Raw genomic sequence first — 19,494 nt, forward strand, 5'->3', positions numbered from 1 at the left:
GACAAGGGGCGGCCAGTCGCCGCCGCCCCTTGACCCCGGGCTTGCGGCAGGCGCTGCGCCCGTTTCACGGGTGCCTTCGTCAGTTCCGTTCACCGACGGACCACTCGTGACGGCACTTCCCTGTGCCGGCCCGAGCTTTCACCGCCGTCCTGGCGGTTCATCCTGGTTCACATCACTTCCTCAGCGCCGCTTAATTGCCGCCTCAACATCAAAACCAAAAACCTACAAGATTAAATAAAACCAACAAATACCAAAAATGGCTCTTTGGTATTTGGTTTATTTTTAGTCCGTCTTTGATTGTTCTTTTGACCTGGCCGTTGACCTTTTGAGCGGCAATTAAGCCTCGCCGAAGGAGGGCGGATTTCCAGGACGAGCCGACAGGACGTCGGCGAGAGGGTGAGCCGGGACAGGGATGTCCCGTCACGCCCGTTCCGGCAGGAAAACCGACCGACTGAGGGAACCCGCGTCAAGCGGGCGATGCGCCTGCCGCAGCCCGGATTCCTAAGGGCGGGGCGACTGCCGCCCTTAGGTCGCTCAGCCCACGAAGTGGGAAAGCGAAACGCCCTTGACCTTAAGACTTTGACCTTAAGACCTTGACCTTCAGACCTTTAAGCCGATCAGCGATTCAACATAAACACCACGCTGCCGCGATACCACGGCGAAGCCAGCAGGTGCTGCTCATCCTGCTTATCCCAGCGGCCGTTCTGCACCAGCCCCAGCCGGAAGGGAATGCGCAGCTCCGTCAGCGCCGGGAAGTAATCGGCGTAACGGTCCACCGTCTGGCGTCCCTGATAGCTCTGGATCACCAGCTCATCCACCGGCAGCGCGTTCAGCGTCGCCACGTTACCGGTTTTGGCCCAGTCCAGCAGCCCGGTGACGCCAAGGGCATACTCCGCAGGCAGCACCGTTCTCAAGCGTTGCAAAAACGCGCTGTACTGATCCAGGCGGTGGGTCGCGGCATCAAAATCAATCTGTATGCCGATCACCTGATTACCCGCCTGCGACCAGCGCTGTGCCAGCCGCACCATCCGTTCCAGCATCTCATCCGGCACCGCCAGCGTCTCCATACGCACCGTGACCCAGATATGCGGAAACGTTAAGCGGCTCACCGGCAGGCCCATACGAATAAACACCGCCTGACCCTGCTGTGTCACCACTTCACCCTGATGCAGATACACGGTGTGAGCGGCTTTCAGCTCGGGTCCGGGGCGTACCCCCGACCAGAGCCAGAACGCCTGGTAATCGCTGGCATTAACCTGCTGTGCAGCACGAACCGGAAGGCCGCACAGGGCGGCCAGCAGGAGGCTTACCAGTAATACTTGAGCTTGTTTGCCCACGTGCTTCCCGGATACTGTTTTTTCAACTGAGTGAACCAGCGCTGGCGCTGTGTTTTATCGACCTCTTTGCCGCCGCAGTCGTTATAGCCTGACGGTGCGTAACACATGACGGCGCGGTACAACGCGTAGCTTTTATCTTCCGGTTCGGTTTTGCTGTTGCCGATCACCTGCTGATAATAGTGCTGGCGATCCGGCTGACCCGTGCGTTTCTCGGTCGTCACCGCGTTATCCAGCGTACCGTTACCGCCTCTGTCGGGCCAGGTGGTGACCGAAACGTTCGTGGTGCGGAAGAACTCGCTGAGGCAGTTCAGCGCATGGCTGTTGTCGGCGTGCTGGTTCAGTTGGGTGACCACCGTTTCCAGCGTCGGGCAGGCGTAGCCTTTTTCAGTCTTTTCGCCCGTCCAGTCAAAGGCACTGAGCTGCACATCGGCAAATGCGTCAGTCACCACGGGCTGCGTAATATGCTGGCTCAGTTTGCGGTCCTGCAACCATTCGCTGTAGCGCGCCTCGGTCAAATCGCTGACCAGCAGGGTGTGCAAAGCAATGGTGCGTTCTTCATCGTTTGGCCCTTTGCTGGCCTGCTGACGTAGCAACTCTGGCGTCGCGCGAGTCTTCAGCACCAGCGAACGGTAGCGCAGGTTCGTCACCCGGCTGTCTGCGGCAAAAATCTGTGCCACTTCATTGCCGGAAACCAGCGCGGCAGCCAGTCGGGCCTGAACAAACTGCTGCTGTTCCGGGTCCTTACTCAGCGTTAACAGATGCTTCCAGTGGTCGCGAGCGGCGGGCCATTGTTGCTGCGCCATCAGCGCATCGCCATACAGCACCTGCTCGCTGAATGCGACAATGTTGCGGGCGGGCAGTTCGGTGATGGGTTTGATGTTAGCGATCACCGCAGGATAATCCCCGATGCGGAACGACTGCATGACCGTCAGATAGTGCCAAAGCGGTAGCTTGCGTGCCTGGTCAAATGACGGCATCAGCGCATCAAGATACGCCTGGTCCACACAGGGCAGGCGCGGATTACACTCTTTGCTGCGCATCAGACGTAATGTCTGGGTAAAGGTCAGCAGCGGGGCGTTAGTGGCGCTGATAAACATCGCATCGCCGCTTTGATCTTTGCTTTGCAGCTTCAGATCGTTTTCTGCGATCAGCGCAACAATCTCATCATTATTCGTGGCCGCTTCCAGCGCCTCCTCATAGTGATCTGCCAGCAGGTCCCAATCCTCCCGATACCAGTCGATACGACGTAGCATGCTGTAGGCGGAGTGCGCATATTGCCCTTTGGGCCAGGCGGTCAGATAGGCCAGTGCTGCGGTACGCGCCTCAGTGGCAGCATTTTTGTCGACCTTTTTGACATCGAAATCACCGTATTCACCGTTGGCATTCTCGCTGCTCTGGTTGAGTGCCGTGCGCATCAGCATATAACTGGCGGTTTCGGCCACCCACGGCTGTTTTGCCGTTTGCAGCGCCGTGAAGGTCTGCGCGGCAGCCGGATAGTCGCCCTGATAGAAGTCGCTGGCGGCCAGCAGATAATCACGGAAGGCGCGTGCCGATGATCCTTCAGGATAATCCAATGCCCCCGTCTGCTGGCGGTATTCAGCGCTATCAGACAGTGACATACGGGCAGTGCCCAGTGCCTGGCGCTGTTCTGCGCTTAGCGAGGTATCCGCCAGCAGTGCCCCGAAGAAAAGCGAAACGGTAGTCAGCGTATAAGAGACAAAACGATTTTCCTCTTCGCCGGGGGCCATCGGGGTAACTTTAAGAATGCTGTCGTTCAGACCCAGCGCGGCAATCTGATTTTGCAGTGTTGCAGACAGGGTATCTTCGGTAGCAGCAGGGCTGGCAGCGGCAGGAGCGGCATCATCATGGTAGCCGAAATAGAACGAGCGGCTGCGCGTCATATCTTGCGGTACGGGCTGCGACGTCAGGGTGACAGCTTTGGTTTCGCTGACCAGGCGTAGCAGGTTGTCACGGGTGTCGTTGGTCACGTCCAGCACGGGAGGGCTGACAATAAAACAGTCTTTACTGCCCCACATACAGGCCTCGATATCTGAAGAGGCAAACGTCTGGAAACTGGCGGTTAATGATGCCAGCACGGTCAGGGCAATCCTTGATTTACGCATAATCCTTTTCCGGCAGATGATGAAGCGTTGATAAGCTGGCGAATTCTAAGCTGAAAACGGGCTTTTCATCAATGTGATAACCCCGCCACTGTAAACTTTTGTTAATTTATTGAAATTTTTGCACACAAAAACATTTCGAAAATAACACTTTTATTAATTAATGTTTTTTGATAAAAGTCTGTTTAGTTAGTGTTATTAATAGGACTTTTCTTAATGTCGGTCATGCCAGAAAGCTTCTGAAATAGCGCTCAGCCCAAAAGTGTTCAAATTTATAGCCCATTGCCAGCGGCTGTGTGGCTCAGGAGTCTCATCATGGCATGGCAAAACTGGTTCACTGGCGCGAAGCTCTCTGCGGCCAAAAAAGCAACAGATAATAAAGCATTCATAAATAATTCATCCGATCGCATCCTGCCTTCCGCCTGGCTGCTGGAACCGCGCATGCTATTCGATGGGGCGATAGCCGCCACGGTCGCGGATACTGCCGCCAGCACGCCTGCGGCAGATGCCCACGCCACGGCTATTGCAGACAGTCAGGCAGAGAGCAGTGACAGCAGCCACACCCAGGCCACAGCGGACAACAGCAGCGACACGGCAACGGCTAACGATCAGAGCCAGACCAGCGATACCCCGAGCGATGCCGTGGCGACCAGTGCCAGCTACACGCGCCACGAAGTGGTGTTTATCGATACCTCCCTCAAAGATTATCAGACGCTGGTGGATGGCATTCAGCCGGGCGTCGAGATCGTGTTGATTGATGGCAGCAAAGATGGCTTGCAGCAGATCGCCGACTGGGCCTCGACCCACAGCGGTTATGATGCGATTCACATTTTCTCGCACGGTTCGGAAGGCACGCTTAACCTTGGCAGTACGGTTCTGACCGACACCTCGATTAAATCCGCAGATGTGCAGGCGGCGCTGGCAATTATCGGCCAGTCGCTGACGGCGGAGGGCGACCTGCTGCTGTACGGCTGTGATGTCGGTGCTGGCAGTGCAGGCGATGCACTGCTGACCGATTTAGCCACGGCGACGGGCGCGGATGTGGCCGCCTCGGTAGATGCGACAGGCAGCAGCCTGATTGGCGGCGACTGGGTGCTGGAAAAAACCGTGGGGGATATTGACACCGCAGCACTGCATGTTGATGGCTATCAGGGTGTGATGACGGTACTCAATTTCAATGAGTCTCAGAATGACATTGCCAGCGGGAATAACGTCAGTGTTGTGCGCGTGGTTGATGGGCAAAACATCACGTTTACTTCCGGCGGTTATATGGGGCTGGATGGGTCATTTGGGGCGTTGGCACTCTATTCCTACGACGGTACGTCCGGGACACGACTGGTGATCAGTGCACCGACGGGCTACACCTTCGACCTCAGCGGATTAAGCGCGGGGGGATACTCGGGAATGCTGCATTTTGAGCTCACCTACGCGAACGGCACCACCAGTGTATTTGATGTGTCGATGAGCAGCTCTACGGTGGGCGCTATCAGCAGTTTACCGGCCATTAACGATGTGACTCAGGTGGTGATTTCGTCCGACGACTTTTCCGTACAGCAGGATATCAATATTGTCGATGTGAAACAGATCGGCCCGACGGTCAGCTCCGTTAGCTCAACCACGGCAGACGGTGCTTACAAAGCCGGGAGTACGGTGCTGGTCAGCGTCGATTTCTCCACAGCGGTGACCGTCAGCGGTGGGATACCCACACTCCTGCTGGAAACCGGGGCAATCGATCGTCTGGCGACCTATGTCGGCGGATCGGGCACCTCAACGCTGGTGTTCAGCTATGTGGTGCAGAGCGGCGATCAAAGTGCCGATCTTAACTATGTCAGCAGCAGTTCACTGGTGTTGAATGGTGCGACCATCATCGACAGCAGCAACGGGAAGAATGCCTCGGTGACGCTGCCGGACACCGGGGCGTTGACTTCGCTGGGTGGAGCGAAAAATATCGTCATTGATACCCAACTGCCGACGGCCATCATCTCGCTCAGCGATACGGCGTTGAAGGTGGGGGATACCTCACTGGTCACCATCACCTTTAGCGAAGTGGTCAGCGACTTTACCAATGCGGATCTGACGGTTTCCGGCGGCACATTGAGTGACGTGTCCTCAGCCGATGGCGGCAAAACCTGGACGGCGACCTTTACGCCATCCAACGGCACCACCAGCAGCGGGAATCAGATTACCCTGGGGATGAGTGGGGTGCAGGATGCAGCAGGTAACAGCGGCAGTGGCACTGTTATTTCTGCCAGCTACGCCATTGATACCGTGCGCCCGACGGCCAATATTGTGGTGGCAGATAACGCGCTGTCTGTCGGGGAAACCTCGCTGGTGACCATCACCTTTAGTGAAGCGGTAAGCGGGTTTACCAATGTCGATCTGACCATCCCTAACGGCACGTTAACCCCCGTCAGTTCGGTAGACGGGGGCATCACCTGGACCGCCACCTTTACCCCGAGTGCGAATATTACAGACACGACCAACCTGATCACGCTAGATAATACCGGCGTGACAGATCTGGCAGGCAATACTGGCAGCGGTACAACAGATTCGAACAATTACAGTATTGATACCCAGCGGCCAACGGCGACGATTGTGGTGGCAGATAATGCCCTCAAAGTGGGCGAAACCTCGCTGGTGACTATCACATTTTCAGAAGCTGTCACAGGTTTCAGCAATGGAGATCTGACCGTCGCTAACGGTACTCTGAGCGACGTCAGTTCAGCCGATGGGGGCAAGACCTGGACGGCAACCTTTACGCCGACCAGTAACCTGGCCGATGCCACTAACCTGATCACACTGGATAATACCGGAGTGACAGATGCCGCAGGAAATGTGGGCACGGGCACCACCGACTCTAACAACTACGCTATTGACACCGCGCGTCCGACGGCATCGATTGTGGTGGCGGAAACGGCATTACGCGTAGGTGCAACCTCGCTGGTGACCATCACCTTCTCTGAGCCTGTAACGGACTTCAGCAACGAAGATTTGACCGTGGTGAACGGGACCCTGAGCAACGTCAGTTCAGTCGATGGCGGAATCACCTGGACAGCAACCTTCGCACCCACGACGAATATCACCGACAGCACTAATCTGATCACGCTGAATAATGCTGGTGTGACGGACCTGGCGGGCAACGCAGGTACGGGCACCACGGATTCCAATAACTACGCCATCGATACCCAACGGCCTACGGCGAGCATCGTGTTCGCTAATAACAGTCTGAGCGTAGGTGACACCTCGCTGGTGACCATTACCTTCTCAGAAGCGGTGACGGGCTTTACCAATGCTGACCTTGCGGTTCCCAACGGGAGCTTGACCCCGGTCAGTTCCTCCGACGGCGGTATCACCTGGGCGGCAACCTACACTCCTGCTAGTCAGGTTCAGGACGCCACTAATATCATCACGCTGCAGAACACCGGAGTGAGCGATCTGGCGGGGAATACGGGGTCTGGCGCCACCAATTCGAATAACTTCAGCATTAATACCCTGCAACCGACCGCCACCATTGTGGTCGCGGATACTGCGCTGAGCATTGGTGAAACGTCACTGGTCACCATCACTTTCTCGGAGCCGGTAACCGGTTTCAGCAATGCGGATTTGATCTCTTCTAACGGCACCCTGAGCGAGGTCAGTTCATCTGACGGCGGCATTACCTGGACGGCAACCTTCACGCCGACCAGTGACATTACCAATTCTGGCAGTGTGATCCGGCTGGATAACAGCGGGGTGCAGAATGCCTCAGGCAACGCAGGTAGCGGTTTTTCCTACTCCAACAACTACACCATTGACACCCAGCGTCCGACGGCAACCATCGTGGTGGCGAATAATGCGCTCGGCATAGGGCAAACCTCGCTGGTGACGATTACCTTCTCGGAAGCGGTGACCGGTTTTACTAATGGGGATTTGACCATTGAGAACGGCACCCTGAGCGAGGTCAGTACCGCTGACGGCGGCATCACCTGGACGGCAACGTTTACCCCCGCAGCGGGCATCACTGACACGACCAACCTGATCACGCTGGATAACACCGGAATTACGGATCTTGTCGGTAATGCGGGAAGCGGCATTACCGATTCGAATAATTACAGCGTTGATTCTCAGCGCCCGACCGGCACCATTGTGATGTCAGACAGCACGTTGACCCCGGGCGAAACCGCACTGGTGACGATTACCTTCTCGGAAGCCGTGAAAAACTTTGATAACGACGATCTGTCGGTGTCTAACGGTACCCTTAGCGCCGTCAGCTCATCCGATGGCGGCATCACCTGGACCGCGACCTTTACCCCTAATCAGGGTGTCACCGATGCCACGAATCTCATTGTGATGAATAACACCGGGATAATGGATCTGGCGGGGAATACCGGCACGGGCACCACCAGCTCAGCCAATTATACGGTGAGCACCGAGCGGCCCGTCGCGACGATTGTCATTTCCGATCCTTCACTGATCGCGGGGGAAACCACGCAGGTGACTATCACCTTCTCGCAAGCCGTGACCGGCTTTGACAATCGCGATTTAACGGTCGCTAACGGTACGCTGACGGACGTTGCGTCATTCGATGGCGGCATCACCTGGACGGCGACCTTTACCCCAGCGAGTAACATCACCGATACCAGCAATGTGATCACGCTGGATAACAGCGGCGTGCAGAATGCGGCAGGCAACGCAGGCAGCGGCACCACTGACTCGAATAACTACGCCATTGATACCCAGCGACCGACGGCCACTATCGTAGTGGACAATTCGCTGATGGGCATTGGCTCATCGTCATCGGTGACCATCACCTTCTCCGAAGCAGTCAGCGGTTTTGATTTATCGGATCTCTCGGTCGCTAACGGCACCCTCAGCAACCTCAGTTCATCTGACGGCGGCATCACCTGGACGGCCACCCTCACACCGCAGGCGGGCGTGACGGACAGTACCAACTTGATTGTGCTGGATACCGCCGGAGTGCAGGACAACGCGGGCAACCAGGGTAGCAGTATCGCGATCTCCAATAATTATGCGCTGGATGCCGCACCTCCTGTTGGCACCATAACCCTGAGTGATGCCCAACTGACCGTCGGGGAAACCGCTAAGGTGACCATCAGCTTCGGTGAAGCGGTGACAGGCTTCAGTAATGCCAATCTGACCGTCACCAACGGCACGCTGAGTGCCGTCAGTTCATCTGATGGCGGCATCACCTGGACCGCGATCTTTACCCCTGCGGCGGGCATTGTCGCGGCGGGAAATATGATCACGCTGGATAACAGCGGCATCACCGATCTGGCGAGAAATACCGGCAGCGGCAACAGCAGTTCACCGGCCTTCAGCATCGACAGCCGTCCGGTGGTTGCCACTAATACCGTTAACGGTAATCCGCAGTTTATGTTAACCGACGGCAAACCCGGCACGGTCAGCCTTGCCGGTGGCGACGGCCCGCACAGCCAGATTGCGTTGATTGCGCTGCCAGAAGTGCCCGTATCACTGCTGGGCGGCAGTGAGTCTATCTTCGGCGCAGCCCCAGGTTTCAGCACCACGCCATCGGCGGCCATCGTATTCAGCCAGCCAGGGCAGGGCGGCGGAGCGGCTGCGCCTTCTACGCTGGCGGCGGTCTTCAGTCAGAACGACGTTAATCACTACGAACCGGGCATTACTCGCAGCCAGGTCGTCGACCTTAATCAACCGATGGGCGGCCGATCGACGCTGGCCGGGCTGTTTGGCGAGATCTCACTGCCGGGCAGCACCGCGCTGGAAGTCTTCTCCGGCAGCAGCTGGCAGAGCGTATCGGATAACAACATCACAGGCGCGATTGCCCCGACTTCGGTGTTTGGTGCACCGGTGTTCAGCCAGCAATTGCAATGGCTGGATGAGGATCAGTCTCAACAGGTGGCCTCACTCGAAGTCGCGCTTAAAAACAATAAATCAGCAGTTTAAAAATAACGCAGGTCTGGGGTAAGGAATTGATGATGCATAAGTATGGAAAAATCTTCACCGTCAGCATGATTGCATTACTGGTGAGCGGCTGTGCGGTTTCCACGCAGCCGATCGATAAGCAAGCCAGCCAACAGCGTGCCGATGCGGACCTCAGCGCGATGTTCAGCCACCAGGACCCGGTTACCGCACCGATCACCCTGCATGATGCGATGGCACGCGCACTAAAATATAACCTTGAAGCACGGCTCAAAGTGATGGAGCAGGCGCTGTCACAGTCGCAGGTAGACCTCTCACGCTTCGACCTGCTGCCAAAAATGGCGGCGCAAGCCGGATACGTCACCCGCGATAACTACAGCGCGTCCAGCAGCCGCAGCGTGGAGTCCGGTAACCAATCTCTGGAGCCGTCCACCTCGCAGGATCGCACCCGCCGCGTCGCGGATCTCACCATGGTGTGGAACATTCTCGACTTCGGCGTCAGCTACGTCACTGCACACCAGCAGTCGGATAAACGCTGGATTGCCGAAGAGCGCCGCCGCAAAGTCACGCACACCATTGTGCAGGATGTGCAGTCAGCGTACTGGCGTGCCGTGGCCGCCGAGCGTTTGTTAGGGCGCATTGATGCCTTAATCGGCCGCGTGAATATGGCGCGTGAAAACAGTCAGAAGATGTCGACGCAAAAAGTGGGCGACCTGATTGAAGCTTACAGCTACCAGCGCGCACTGCTGGACGCCACCCGCCAGCTGGAAGAGCAGCGCCGTGCGCTGTCGCTGGCAAAAACCGAGCTGGCGACTCTGATGAACCTGCCGCTGGGCAGCAGCTATACGCTGGCGCTGCCAGACCGCGAACAGCTGGTGGAACCAGAGCTTAAGGTGCCGATGGGCGAGCTGGAAAAAGCCGCGCTGGTTAACCGCCCGGAACTGCGCGAGCAGGATTATCAGGTGCGTATCAGCGCTGCCGAAACCCGTAAATCGCTGCTGCGTATGCTACCGGGAATCGAACTCTCCCTTGGCGGCAACTACGACAGCAACTCCTTCCTGGTCAATCAAAGCTGGGTTGATGCTGGCGCGAAAGTCACCTGGAACCTGTTTAATCTGATCTCCGGCCCGGCGGCTTATGACGTGGCGAAAGCCGGGGAGAGCGTGTCAGAACTGCGCCGTCAGGCGATGTCGATGGCGGTGCTGGCCCAGCTGTACGTGGCGCGTGCTAACTACAATGAAGCGCTGCGCCAGTACCATACTGGTAAAGAGTTGCAGGTGCTCGACAGCGAAATCCTTGCGCAACTAAACAACCGTTACAAAGCGGGCAGCATTGGTGAACTGCAACTGATCCAGGGCGAACTGAACGCGGTGAATACCTCGCTGCGTAACGACCTCGCCTATGCAGAACTGCGCAACGCCTACGGGCAGGTGTTTGTCACCGTCGGCCTTGACCCCTTGCCGGAAGCGCAAAAACTGACGGATATTTCGTCGGTTGGCCAGGCGCTGGATCGCACCGAAAAACGCTGGGCAGCCGGCAATATTTCATTGTAGGACGCAGGGTGATCTGTTGAACAACCATATTCGAAGTTCTCTACTGATGGTGGCCGCGCTGTGCGCGGCCTCACTGAATAGCTATGCCGCAGGTGAACTCCAGCTTGACCCGTTGCCTGCCGCAGGGGCAAAAGCCCCTGAAGAGGGCAGAGAAGCGCGTGGCGTGCTGCGCGCCGTCGACCAGGCGATGCTCTCCAGCGAGTTGAACGCCAAAATCATTGAGATGCCCTTCCGCGAAGGGGAAGCCTTTAAAAAGGGCGATCTGCTGGTGCGCTTTGACTGCTCAGCCTATCAGGCGCAGCAGTCAGCCTCGCAGGCGGCGATGCGTGCCGCGCAGCAGGAGTTAAGCCAGAACCGCCAACTGGCAGAGATGAAATCCGTGGGCCGTAACGCGGTGGCGCTGTCTGAAGCGCGGCTGGCACAGGCGGCGGCGGAAAGTCAGGTGTATCAGATCCAGACCAGCCGTTGCCGCATTGTGGCACCGTTTGCCGGGCAGGTGGTGTCGCGCAAGGCGCAGGTGTCGGAATATCTGGCACAGGGCGCACCACTGTTGGAAATCGTCGATAACCGCCATCTGGAAATCAACCTGCTGGTGCCGTCACGCTGGCTATCCAGCCTGAAGCCGAAACAGACCTTCACCTTTACCCCGGATGAAACCGGCACCCCGTTACAGGCTGAAGTGGTGCGCGTCGGCGCGCGCATTGATGAAAGCAGCCAGACGCTGGTACTGATTGGCCGCGTGACGCAGACAGACAACGGTTTGATTGCCGGCATGAGCGGCAGTGCGCACTTCGCGGAGCTGAAGTGAGCGGCAGCGGATCACCGGCACCGGAGCGGGTATTTGCCGAGTTCTTCCTGCTGGAACGTAAAGCCCGGGCGGCAAAAACCAGCGAAACCCTCGCCTGGTCAATGGTCAATGACGGCCTGAAACTGTTTGGTTTTCGTCATGTAGCGCTGATTATCAATGGCCGCGTGCGGGCGGTGACCGGCGTGTCCGTTCCCGATCCTCATGCCCCGTTTATCGCCTTTATTGAACGCGCTGCGAAGCAGCTGATTGCCGGAGAACATGCCTCCGAAGCTGCCACCATCAAAGCCGACTGGCTGGATGCGCAGTCGCAGCGCGACTGGCAGGCGTTATCCGCCGCCGAAGCGCTGTGGGTGCCGCTGAACGATCGCCAGGGTCAGTTGATTGGCGGGCTGTGGCTGGCGCGGGATACGCCGTGGCAGGAGAGCGAACGCCTGCTGGCGCTGCAACTGGCCGATGTCTACAGCCATGCCTGGCTGGCGCTGGAACCCCGCAAAGCCTGGCAACCCGGCTGGCCGAAATTCAAAGTACTGGCGGGGGTGATTGTGCTGGTGGGCGTGATGCTGATCCCCGTTCGGCAGTCGGTGCTGGCCCCGGCCGAAGTGGTCCCGCTGGGCGGACGGATCGTGACGGCACCCATTGACGGCGTGATCGCTGAATTCAGGGTAAAACCCAATCAGCCAGTGAAACAGAACGATCTGCTGGTGCGTTTTGATAATACGGTGCTGAAAGCCCAGGTCGACGTAGCCGAACGGGCGCTGGACGTGGCGGAAGCTGAGCGGCGCACCGGTGGCCAGCGCGCGTTTCAGGATGCCGATTCAAAATCCAAACTCGACCTGCTGTCTGCGCAGGTGGAACAGAAACGGGCGGAGCTGAACTATGCCCGCGATCTGCTGCAGCGCAGTGAAGTGCGTGCGGAACGTGACGGCATTGCGGTCTTCGCCGATGCGGATCGCCTGGTGGGAAAACCGGTGAGAACCGGGGAACGCCTGATGGAACTGGCTGACCCGCAGCAGGCAGAATTGAAAATTGAGCTGGATGTCGGGGATGTGATCCCGTTCCCGTCTGATGCGGGCGTGGCGCTGTTCCTCGACAGCGATCCGCTGCAACGCCATGACGCCCAGCTGACTAGCGTGGCCTATGAAGCGGCAATGACCGCCTCCGGGCTGCTGGCCTACCGGCTCGATGCGCGTTTCCTCAGCAAGACCCCGCGCATCGGACTGCGTGGTACGGCAAAAATCTACGGCGAATACGTTCCGCTGGCGGCCTATCTGTTCCGCCGCCCGCTGGCCGCACTCCGTAAAACGGTCGGGTTGTAAATCGTGACGGCGCTCCCGGCGTTACGCGACGATCTGCAACTCTCGGCGGCAGCGCCCGCGCTGGATGGCTCACCGCAGTGGACGCTGGCGGATACGCTGGCCGGGCGCTATTTCAAACTAAACGGCAGTGCGATCAGGCTGCTGCGCCACTGGGCGCTGGGAGATGACCAGCAGGTGCTGGCGGCCGCCAACCGCGAGCCGGGTATTCCGTTGCAGTCAGAAGAGCTGGACGACTTCCTGCGTTTTCTGCGCACCCACGATCTGGTGAGCGGCGGGGATGCTGAACAGCGTGCCAGCTACGATCTAAAGTCGGCGGCACGTCGCCAGAGCCTGTTTAAAAAAGTCCTGCATCAGTATCTGTTCTTTCGCATTCCGCTGTGGCGGCCCGATCCGTTCCTGAATCGAAGCTGGCCCTGGCTGGAGAAGCACGGCACAGGCCTGCTGCGCTATCTCTTTCCGCTGCTGTTAATGACGGGGCTGTTTCTGGTCAGCCGCGACTGGCCGCGCTATCAAAGTTCGTTTTCCCATCTGTTCACGCTGGGCGGGGCGATGGCCTTCGGCTGTACGCTGGTTGTGGCGAAATTCATCCATGAACTGGGGCACGCGTGGATGGCAAAGCGGGCAGGTTGCCGGGTACAAAGCATGGGGGTGGCATTTATCGTGATGTTCCCGATGTTTTATACCGATGTCAGCGATGCCTGGCGAGTGCGGGAACATCGGACTCGCCTGCTGATCGGTGCCGGAGGGATTCTGGCAGAGCTGCTGCTGGCGGTCGTGGCCCTGTTTGCCTGGTCGCTGCTGCCGGAAGGTCCGCTGCACACCGCCGCATTTCTGCTCTCCAGCGCCACCTGGGTGACCACCGTGATCATTAACATCAACCCGCTGATGCGTTTTGATGGCTACTTCATGTTAAGCGACCTCTGGCGCATCGATAACCTGCAAGGCCGTGCTTATGCGCTGTGCCGCTGGCATCTGCGTGAAGCGCTGTTCGGCTACGGTGAGGCCCCCCCGCAGCGTTGGTCACAGCGTATGCGTCGTCGGCTGCTGCTCTGGGGATATGCTTCCTGGCTGTGGCGCTTCTTTTTATTCATGGGGATTGCACTGACGGTCTACCACTACTTTTTCAAAGTGCTGGGGCTGTTTCTGATGATGGTGGAAATCGGCTGGTTTATTGTGCTGCCGGTGATACAGGAGATGGGGATGTGGTGGAAACAACGTCAACAGTCGCGCCGAAAAACGTGGATACGTAGCACGCTGCTGTTGGCCCTGGTCCTGACGGTGCTGTTTGTGCCGTGGCGCAGCGGGATTGAGATCCCGGCGCTGATGGAGGCCAGCCGGGTCAGCACACTCTATGCTCCGGCCCCGGCGCAGATTGTCACATTACACGTGCACGACAGTGAGCAGGTCAGTGCCGGGCAACTGCTGCTGGAGCTGGCCTCGCCCGACCTCAATGCCCGCTTAATTATCGTGCGACAGCGCGTGGCCATTTTGCAGCTTCAGATCCGCCGTCAGGCGGCCCGGCAGGACACGGTAGGCGACATGCTAGTCCTGCAACAGGAACTGGCGGCGTCGCTGGCAGAGCATCGCGGACTGACGGCCCAGCAGGAGCGCTTACAGGTACGCGCCCCGCAGTCGGGCGTGGTGCGCGATATTGCCAGCGATCTGACGCCGGGCCGCTGGCTGTCGCCGGAGGCTGTCCTGCTACGCATCGTTGGACAAGAACAGAGCCGGATTTATGGCTATCTGCGCGAAGATAATCTGCAACGGATTGCCCCCGGCAACGGTGGGCGGTTTATTGCTGATGACCCGGCACGGGCGGCGATCCCGGTGCGCCTGAAGGCAATCGATCCGACCGGCAGCCCGTTCCTGGAAGAGGAGAAACTGGCCTCTGACCGCGGGGGGCCGGTGGCGGTCAGACGCGATGAACAGAAAAGGGCGCGTGCAGTGCAGGCGTGGTATGGCGTCAGTATTGAACCGATCGACCAGTCCGTCGCACCGCAACAACCGGTGCGCGGTGTGGTGGTCATTAACGGTAAAGCGGAATCTCTGTTTACCAGTGTATGGCGACGCGTTGCCGCGCTGGGGCTGCGGGAAAGTGGTTTTTAAACCTGTTATCAACGGCATAAAAAGGAAGTGACGATGAAATTCTCAATGAAACTGGCGTTATCTCTCACAACATGCGGTCTGGCGCTGATGTCGGTCTCTCAATCGGCAAAGGCGACCTGTAGTGCAGAACCTTATACCGGGTCGATCTGTTATACCGCGGCAACCTATTGCCCTCAGGATTATCTGGATGCTGATGGACGTGACATGCAGATCAATAGCTATCAGGCATTGTATTCCCTGATAGGCGTTCAGTATGGCGGTAGCGGCAGCACCTTTAAACTGCCCGATCTGCGGGCAAGGCTGGCAATCGGCCAGGGGCCAAACTTACCTCAGGGGACACAACGAGGAGCAGATAGCGTGCAATTAACGGTGAATCAGATGCCGATCCATACGCATGCAGCGGTCCAGACCACGCCGCCAGTGACCACGGTGGTGGTTAATGCCAGCGGCAATGTTGGCACCTCGGCGACGCCAACGGCCACTGAGAGCCAGCTGTCAGCGTTGACCGGTCCTGCGGCGAAAGCGTATGTCGCGCCGGGCGGCACTCAGGTTGCGCTGAGCGGCACCAGTGCCACCACCACCGGTGGCGCCATTGGGGTGTCTAACAGCGGTTCGAGTCAGCCGTTCAGCATTATCCCGACAGAGACCACACTGCGGGCCTGCATCGCGGTTAACGGCTTGTATCCGCCAAGACCGTAAATCGTCACTGAGCGGGAAGACCCGATATGGATTATCCCGCTGATCATGGTGCTCTGGCTTTGCTGTAAGAAAAACGTTATGCCATCCGGCGTGGCGGAATAAGCCGATTTTCGGCCCATTATGCAGTTTCAGCATGCCGGGCCGCTCACGCCGTCTGTTACTCTTCCCGCAGTTTAAACACTCGCACCATCTCTAACAGCTGCTCAGCCTGCTGCTGCATTGCCTGCGCGGCGGCGGCCGATGCCTGAGAGAGCGTGGCGTTCTGCTGGGTGGCGGCATCCATATGCACCACGGCGATATTCACCTGATCGATGCCGCTGCTCTGCTCGCCGCTGGCCATCGAAATGGTTTCCACCAACTGGCTGACGCGCTGCACGCTGCTGACGATCTCTTCCATCGCGCTGCCCGCTACTTTCACCAGCGAGTTACCCTCATTGATGCGGGTGACAGAGCTGTCGATCAGTGTGCCGATCTCCTTCGCGGCGGTGGCAGAACGCTGTGCAAGGGCGCGCACTTCGGCGGCGACCACGGCGAAACCGCGTCCTTCGCTGCCTGCACGCGCCGCTTCAACGGCGGCATTCAGTGCCAGAATATTGGTCTGGAAGGCGATGCCGTCAATCACGCTGATAATATTGCTGATCTGAGTGGAGAACTGGTGGATATCGCTCATGGTGCGTACCACCTGTTCCACGACTTCACCGCCCTGGCTGGCGACGGCACAGGCTTCAATGGAGATATCGCTGGCGATACGCGAGTTCTCGGCATTGTTTTTGACCACTGACGTCAGCTCCTCCATTGAGGCCGCGGTCTGCACAATGGCGCTGGCCTGTGCTTCATTGCGCGTGGACAGTTCGCGGCTGCCAACGGCAATTTCGCTGGAGGCCGACGCAATGGTTTCGGTGCCGGAACGTACCCCGGACACAATACGCGTCAGGTTGCCGTTCATCTCCTGCAGGGCATGCATCAGTTCGGCGGTTTCATCGCGGCCGCTGACGATAATCGGCGTCTGCAAATCACCGGACGCCACCGCTCGTGCAATCGAGACAGCCTGCGCCAGCGGGCGGGTGATGCTGCGGATCAGCCAAAAGGTGATCATAAAGCCAGCCAGTAGCGTCAGACCCATTGCCAGCAGCAGCATCATGCGCGTTTGCTGATACAGATGCTGGTTACGCGCATTACTCTGCTCGCGGATCAGCACCGCCTGTTGCAGCGTGGCGGCAACCATTTCATCGATCATCCGCGTGGGCTCACGGTCAATTCCGGCGACCAGACCATCGACTTTGTGCGCGCTGTCGCTGTCCTGAATGCTGTACTGTTGCAGGGCTTTTAGATAGTGCTGCTCCAGCTCGGCGTGCAGCGTGCGGGTTTTCAGTACCTCGCTGTTGCTCATGCCAATCTCAGGGAGCAGTGTGCTCAGCTGGCCCAGCAGCACCTGGGTTTTCTGGCTTTGTTTAACAAAGGCATCACGATACTGATTGAATTTCGCTTCGCCCTGCGTGCCGCGCAGCAGGGTGTTCTTCCACTCCTGCACCTGAATTTTGAACTGCACCTGCGCATTGCGTGCGGTATCAATGCTCTCTGCTATGGTCTGCTCTGTAGCCATAATATGCTGATTCTGCGTTAACCCGTCGGCGTTAACCGTCAGACCGCGTATACCGATAAACAGGGTGGCCAGCAGCAAAATGGCCGCCAGCATGCCGAGGCGTTGCCCGATAGAGAGATGATTAAGTTTCATAGCGTCAGGATTTCCCGGTGAATAAAAAAGCAAAAAAGCTCACAGTCGCCAGAGATATCGACCTGGCGGGCAGCGACTTTAATCGGGAGAAGGGGGGATAACAGAGGATGTGAAGGCTAACTGACTCATCTGTAGAGAGAAGTCTGGTTTATGACGTTTTCGTGACAATTGCATTCCCCTCCTGAAGCGGAGGGGAATGCCGCCTCAGGCGGTTACTTCACGCATTTATCGCACTGATTCTGTTGGATCTGAGCGAAGAAGTCGTTGCCCTTATCATCGACCAAAATAAAGGCCGGGAAGTTTTCGACTTCGATTTTCCAGATGGCTTCCATACCCAGCTCAGGGTACTCAATGCACTCCAGACTTTTGATACTTTGCTGTGCCAGCACCGCCGCCGGGCCACCGATGCTGCCGAGGTAGAAACCGCCGTGTTTATGGCAGGCATCTGTCACCTGTTTGCTGCGGTTGCCTTTCGCCAGCATGATCATACTGCCGCCGTTGGCCTGAAGCAGGTCAACGTAGGAGTCCATGCGGCCTGCGGTGGTCGGGCCGAGGGAACCGGACGCATAACCTTCCGGGGTTTTCGCCGGCCCTGCGTAGTAGATCGGGTGATCCTTGATGTACTGTTGCAGATCTTCGCCATTATCAAGGCGCTCTTTCAGCTTGGCATGAGCAATATCACGGCCCACGATAATGGTGCCGCTCAGAGAGAGGCGTGTTGAAACCGGATACTCAGAAAGATGGGCCAGAATCTCTTTCATCGGACGGTTCAGGTCAACATGCACTACATCGCCTTCGCCCTGCTGGCGCAGTTCGACAGGGATATACTGGCCTGGGTTATCTTCCAGTTTTTCAATCCAGATGCCTTCGCGGTTGATCTTCGCTTTGATGTTACGGTCAGCGGAGCAGGAAACCGCCATCGCCAGCGGGCAGGATGCGCCGTGGCGCGGCAGACGGATGACGCGGATATCATGTGCGAAGTATTTACCGCCGAACTGTGCGCCCAGGCCCAGCTCTTGTGCGGCCAGCAGCAGTTCCTGCTCAAGTTGCACATCACGGAAGGCCTGGCCGTGTTCATTACCTTCGGTTGGCAGCTCGTCGTAGTAGTGTGTTGAGGCCAGTTTCACGGTTTTCAGCGTGCTGTCGGCGGACGTACCACCGACCACAAAGGCGATATGGTACGGCGGGCAGGCGGCCGTGCCGAGGCTGCGCATTTTCTCCGTCAGGTACTCTTTCAATTTACCCGGGGTGAGCAGCGCTTTGGTTTCCTGGTACAGGTAGGTTTTGTTGGCTGAACCGCCGCCTTTCGCCATACACAGGAATTTATACTCGTCACCGTCAACGCTATAGAGGTCGATTTGCGCAGGCAGGTTAGTACCGGTGTTGACCTCTTTGTACATATCCAGCGCGGCGTTCTGCGAATAGCGCAGGTTGTCTTCGGTGTAGGTGTTGTACACCCCCAACGCCAGGGCGGCTTCGTCACCGCCGCCCGTCCAGACGCGCTGGCCTTTTTTACCCATGATGATCGCGGTGCCGGTGTCCTGACAGGTTGGCAGGATCCCTTTGGCGGCGATTTCGGAGTTTCTCAGAAACTGCAAGGCAACGTACTTATCGTTCTCACTGGCTTCCGGGTCGGCCAGAATGGCGGCCACCTGGCGCTGGTGGGCCGGGCGTAGCATAAATGAGGCATCATGAAACGCCTGTTGCGCCAGTAACGTCAGAGCCTGAGGCTCTACTTTCAGGATTTCCTGCCCGTCGAATTCGGCCACGGAGACGTGATCGCGGGTTAACAGGTAGTATTCGGTATCCTCTTTTGCAAGAGGGAACGGGGTCTGATAATGGAAAGGTTTTTTCGACATTGTGCTCTCACTTAATGATGTGCTGCCCTCCTTCTCGGATGCGGAGGCTCGGCAACATTAATG

At 57.9% G+C, this 19,494-nt stretch carries 10 protein-coding genes; 6 read left to right on the top strand and 4 right to left on the bottom strand.

Features of this window, described 5'->3' with window-relative positions:
- Positions 1-617 precede the first annotated feature (617 nt).
- A complete protein-coding gene (locus LJN55_RS09820) occupies positions 618-1,337 on the bottom strand; it encodes a DUF3142 domain-containing protein (protein WP_227536156.1) in 720 nt (239 codons plus the stop codon).
- Complete coding sequence (locus tag LJN55_RS09825) at positions 1,307-3,460, bottom strand: tetratricopeptide repeat protein (protein ID WP_407647793.1); 2,154 nt, start codon at positions 3,458-3,460, stop codon at positions 1,307-1,309. The genes LJN55_RS09820 and LJN55_RS09825 overlap by 31 nt, the downstream gene beginning before the upstream one ends.
- A 312-nt stretch (positions 3,461-3,772) precedes the next feature.
- On the opposite strand from LJN55_RS09825, the gene LJN55_RS09830 reads away from it, so the two are divergent.
- Genes LJN55_RS09830 through LJN55_RS09855 form a run of 6 tightly spaced genes read left to right on the top strand, consistent with a single transcriptional unit; the run spans position 3,773 to position 15,837 of the window.
- Positions 3,773-9,379 (top strand): Ig-like domain-containing protein, encoded by a 5,607-nt coding sequence (locus LJN55_RS09830; RefSeq protein ID WP_227536157.1) that lies wholly within the window; start codon positions 3,773-3,775, stop codon positions 9,377-9,379.
- Positions 9,380-9,411: 32 nt separating this feature from the next.
- Positions 9,412-10,908 carry a TolC family protein gene (locus LJN55_RS09835; RefSeq protein ID WP_320443527.1) on the top strand — a complete coding sequence of 499 codons (1,497 nt, stop codon included), beginning with the start codon at positions 9,412-9,414 and terminating at the stop codon, positions 10,906-10,908.
- A 16-nt stretch (positions 10,909-10,924) separates the two neighbouring features.
- On the top strand, positions 10,925-11,716 hold the full coding sequence (locus LJN55_RS09840) for an efflux RND transporter periplasmic adaptor subunit (RefSeq protein WP_227536159.1): 792 nt from the start codon (positions 10,925-10,927) through the stop codon (positions 11,714-11,716).
- Entirely contained in the window at positions 11,713-13,032 is a 1,320-nt protein-coding gene (locus tag LJN55_RS09845; RefSeq protein ID WP_227536160.1) for an efflux RND transporter periplasmic adaptor subunit, read from the top strand. Before LJN55_RS09840 ends, LJN55_RS09845 begins: the two co-directional genes overlap by 4 nt.
- Before the next feature lie 3 nt (positions 13,033-13,035).
- A complete protein-coding gene (locus LJN55_RS09850) occupies positions 13,036-15,138 on the top strand; it encodes an HlyD family efflux transporter periplasmic adaptor subunit (protein WP_320443521.1) in 2,103 nt (700 codons plus the stop codon).
- 33 nt (positions 15,139-15,171) lie between these two features.
- Positions 15,172-15,837 (top strand): phage tail protein, encoded by a 666-nt coding sequence (locus LJN55_RS09855; RefSeq protein ID WP_227536161.1) that lies wholly within the window; start codon positions 15,172-15,174, stop codon positions 15,835-15,837.
- Between the two features lie 157 nt (positions 15,838-15,994).
- On the opposite strand, the gene LJN55_RS09860 is transcribed toward LJN55_RS09855, so the two are convergent.
- The gene (locus tag LJN55_RS09860) at positions 15,995-17,572 is read right to left on the bottom strand and encodes a methyl-accepting chemotaxis protein (protein WP_171148670.1); all 1,578 of its coding nucleotides are present in this window, start codon (positions 17,570-17,572) and stop codon (positions 15,995-15,997) included.
- A gap of 212 nt (positions 17,573-17,784) precedes the next feature.
- Positions 17,785-19,431, bottom strand: coding sequence for a class I fumarate hydratase FumA (gene fumA / locus LJN55_RS09865; RefSeq protein ID WP_133843392.1), 1,647 nt, complete (start codon positions 19,429-19,431; stop codon positions 17,785-17,787).
- Between the last annotated feature and the right edge of the window lie 63 nt (positions 19,432-19,494).

Source organism: Erwinia rhapontici (assembly GCF_020683125.1).
Classification (GTDB): Bacteria; Pseudomonadota; Gammaproteobacteria; order Enterobacterales; family Enterobacteriaceae; genus Erwinia; species Erwinia rhapontici.

What these genes read in the sequence shown, in the direction of transcription:
- LJN55_RS09855 (WP_227536161.1), top strand. Translation starts at nt 15,172, where the DNA reads ATGAAATTCTCAATGAAACTGGCGTTATCTCTCACAACATGCGGTCTG.
- LJN55_RS09830 (WP_227536157.1), top strand. Translation starts at nt 3,773, where the DNA reads ATGGCATGGCAAAACTGGTTCACTGGCGCGAAGCTCTCTGCGGCCAAA.
- fumA (WP_133843392.1), bottom strand. Translation starts at nt 19,431, where the DNA reads ATGTCGAAAAAACCTTTCCATTATCAGACCCCGTTCCCTCTTGCAAAA.
- LJN55_RS09835 (WP_320443527.1), top strand. Translation starts at nt 9,412, where the DNA reads ATGCATAAGTATGGAAAAATCTTCACCGTCAGCATGATTGCATTACTG.
- LJN55_RS09825 (WP_407647793.1), bottom strand. Translation starts at nt 3,460, where the DNA reads ATGCGTAAATCAAGGATTGCCCTGACCGTGCTGGCATCATTAACCGCC.
- LJN55_RS09860 (WP_171148670.1), bottom strand. Translation starts at nt 17,572, where the DNA reads ATGAAACTTAATCATCTCTCTATCGGGCAACGCCTCGGCATGCTGGCG.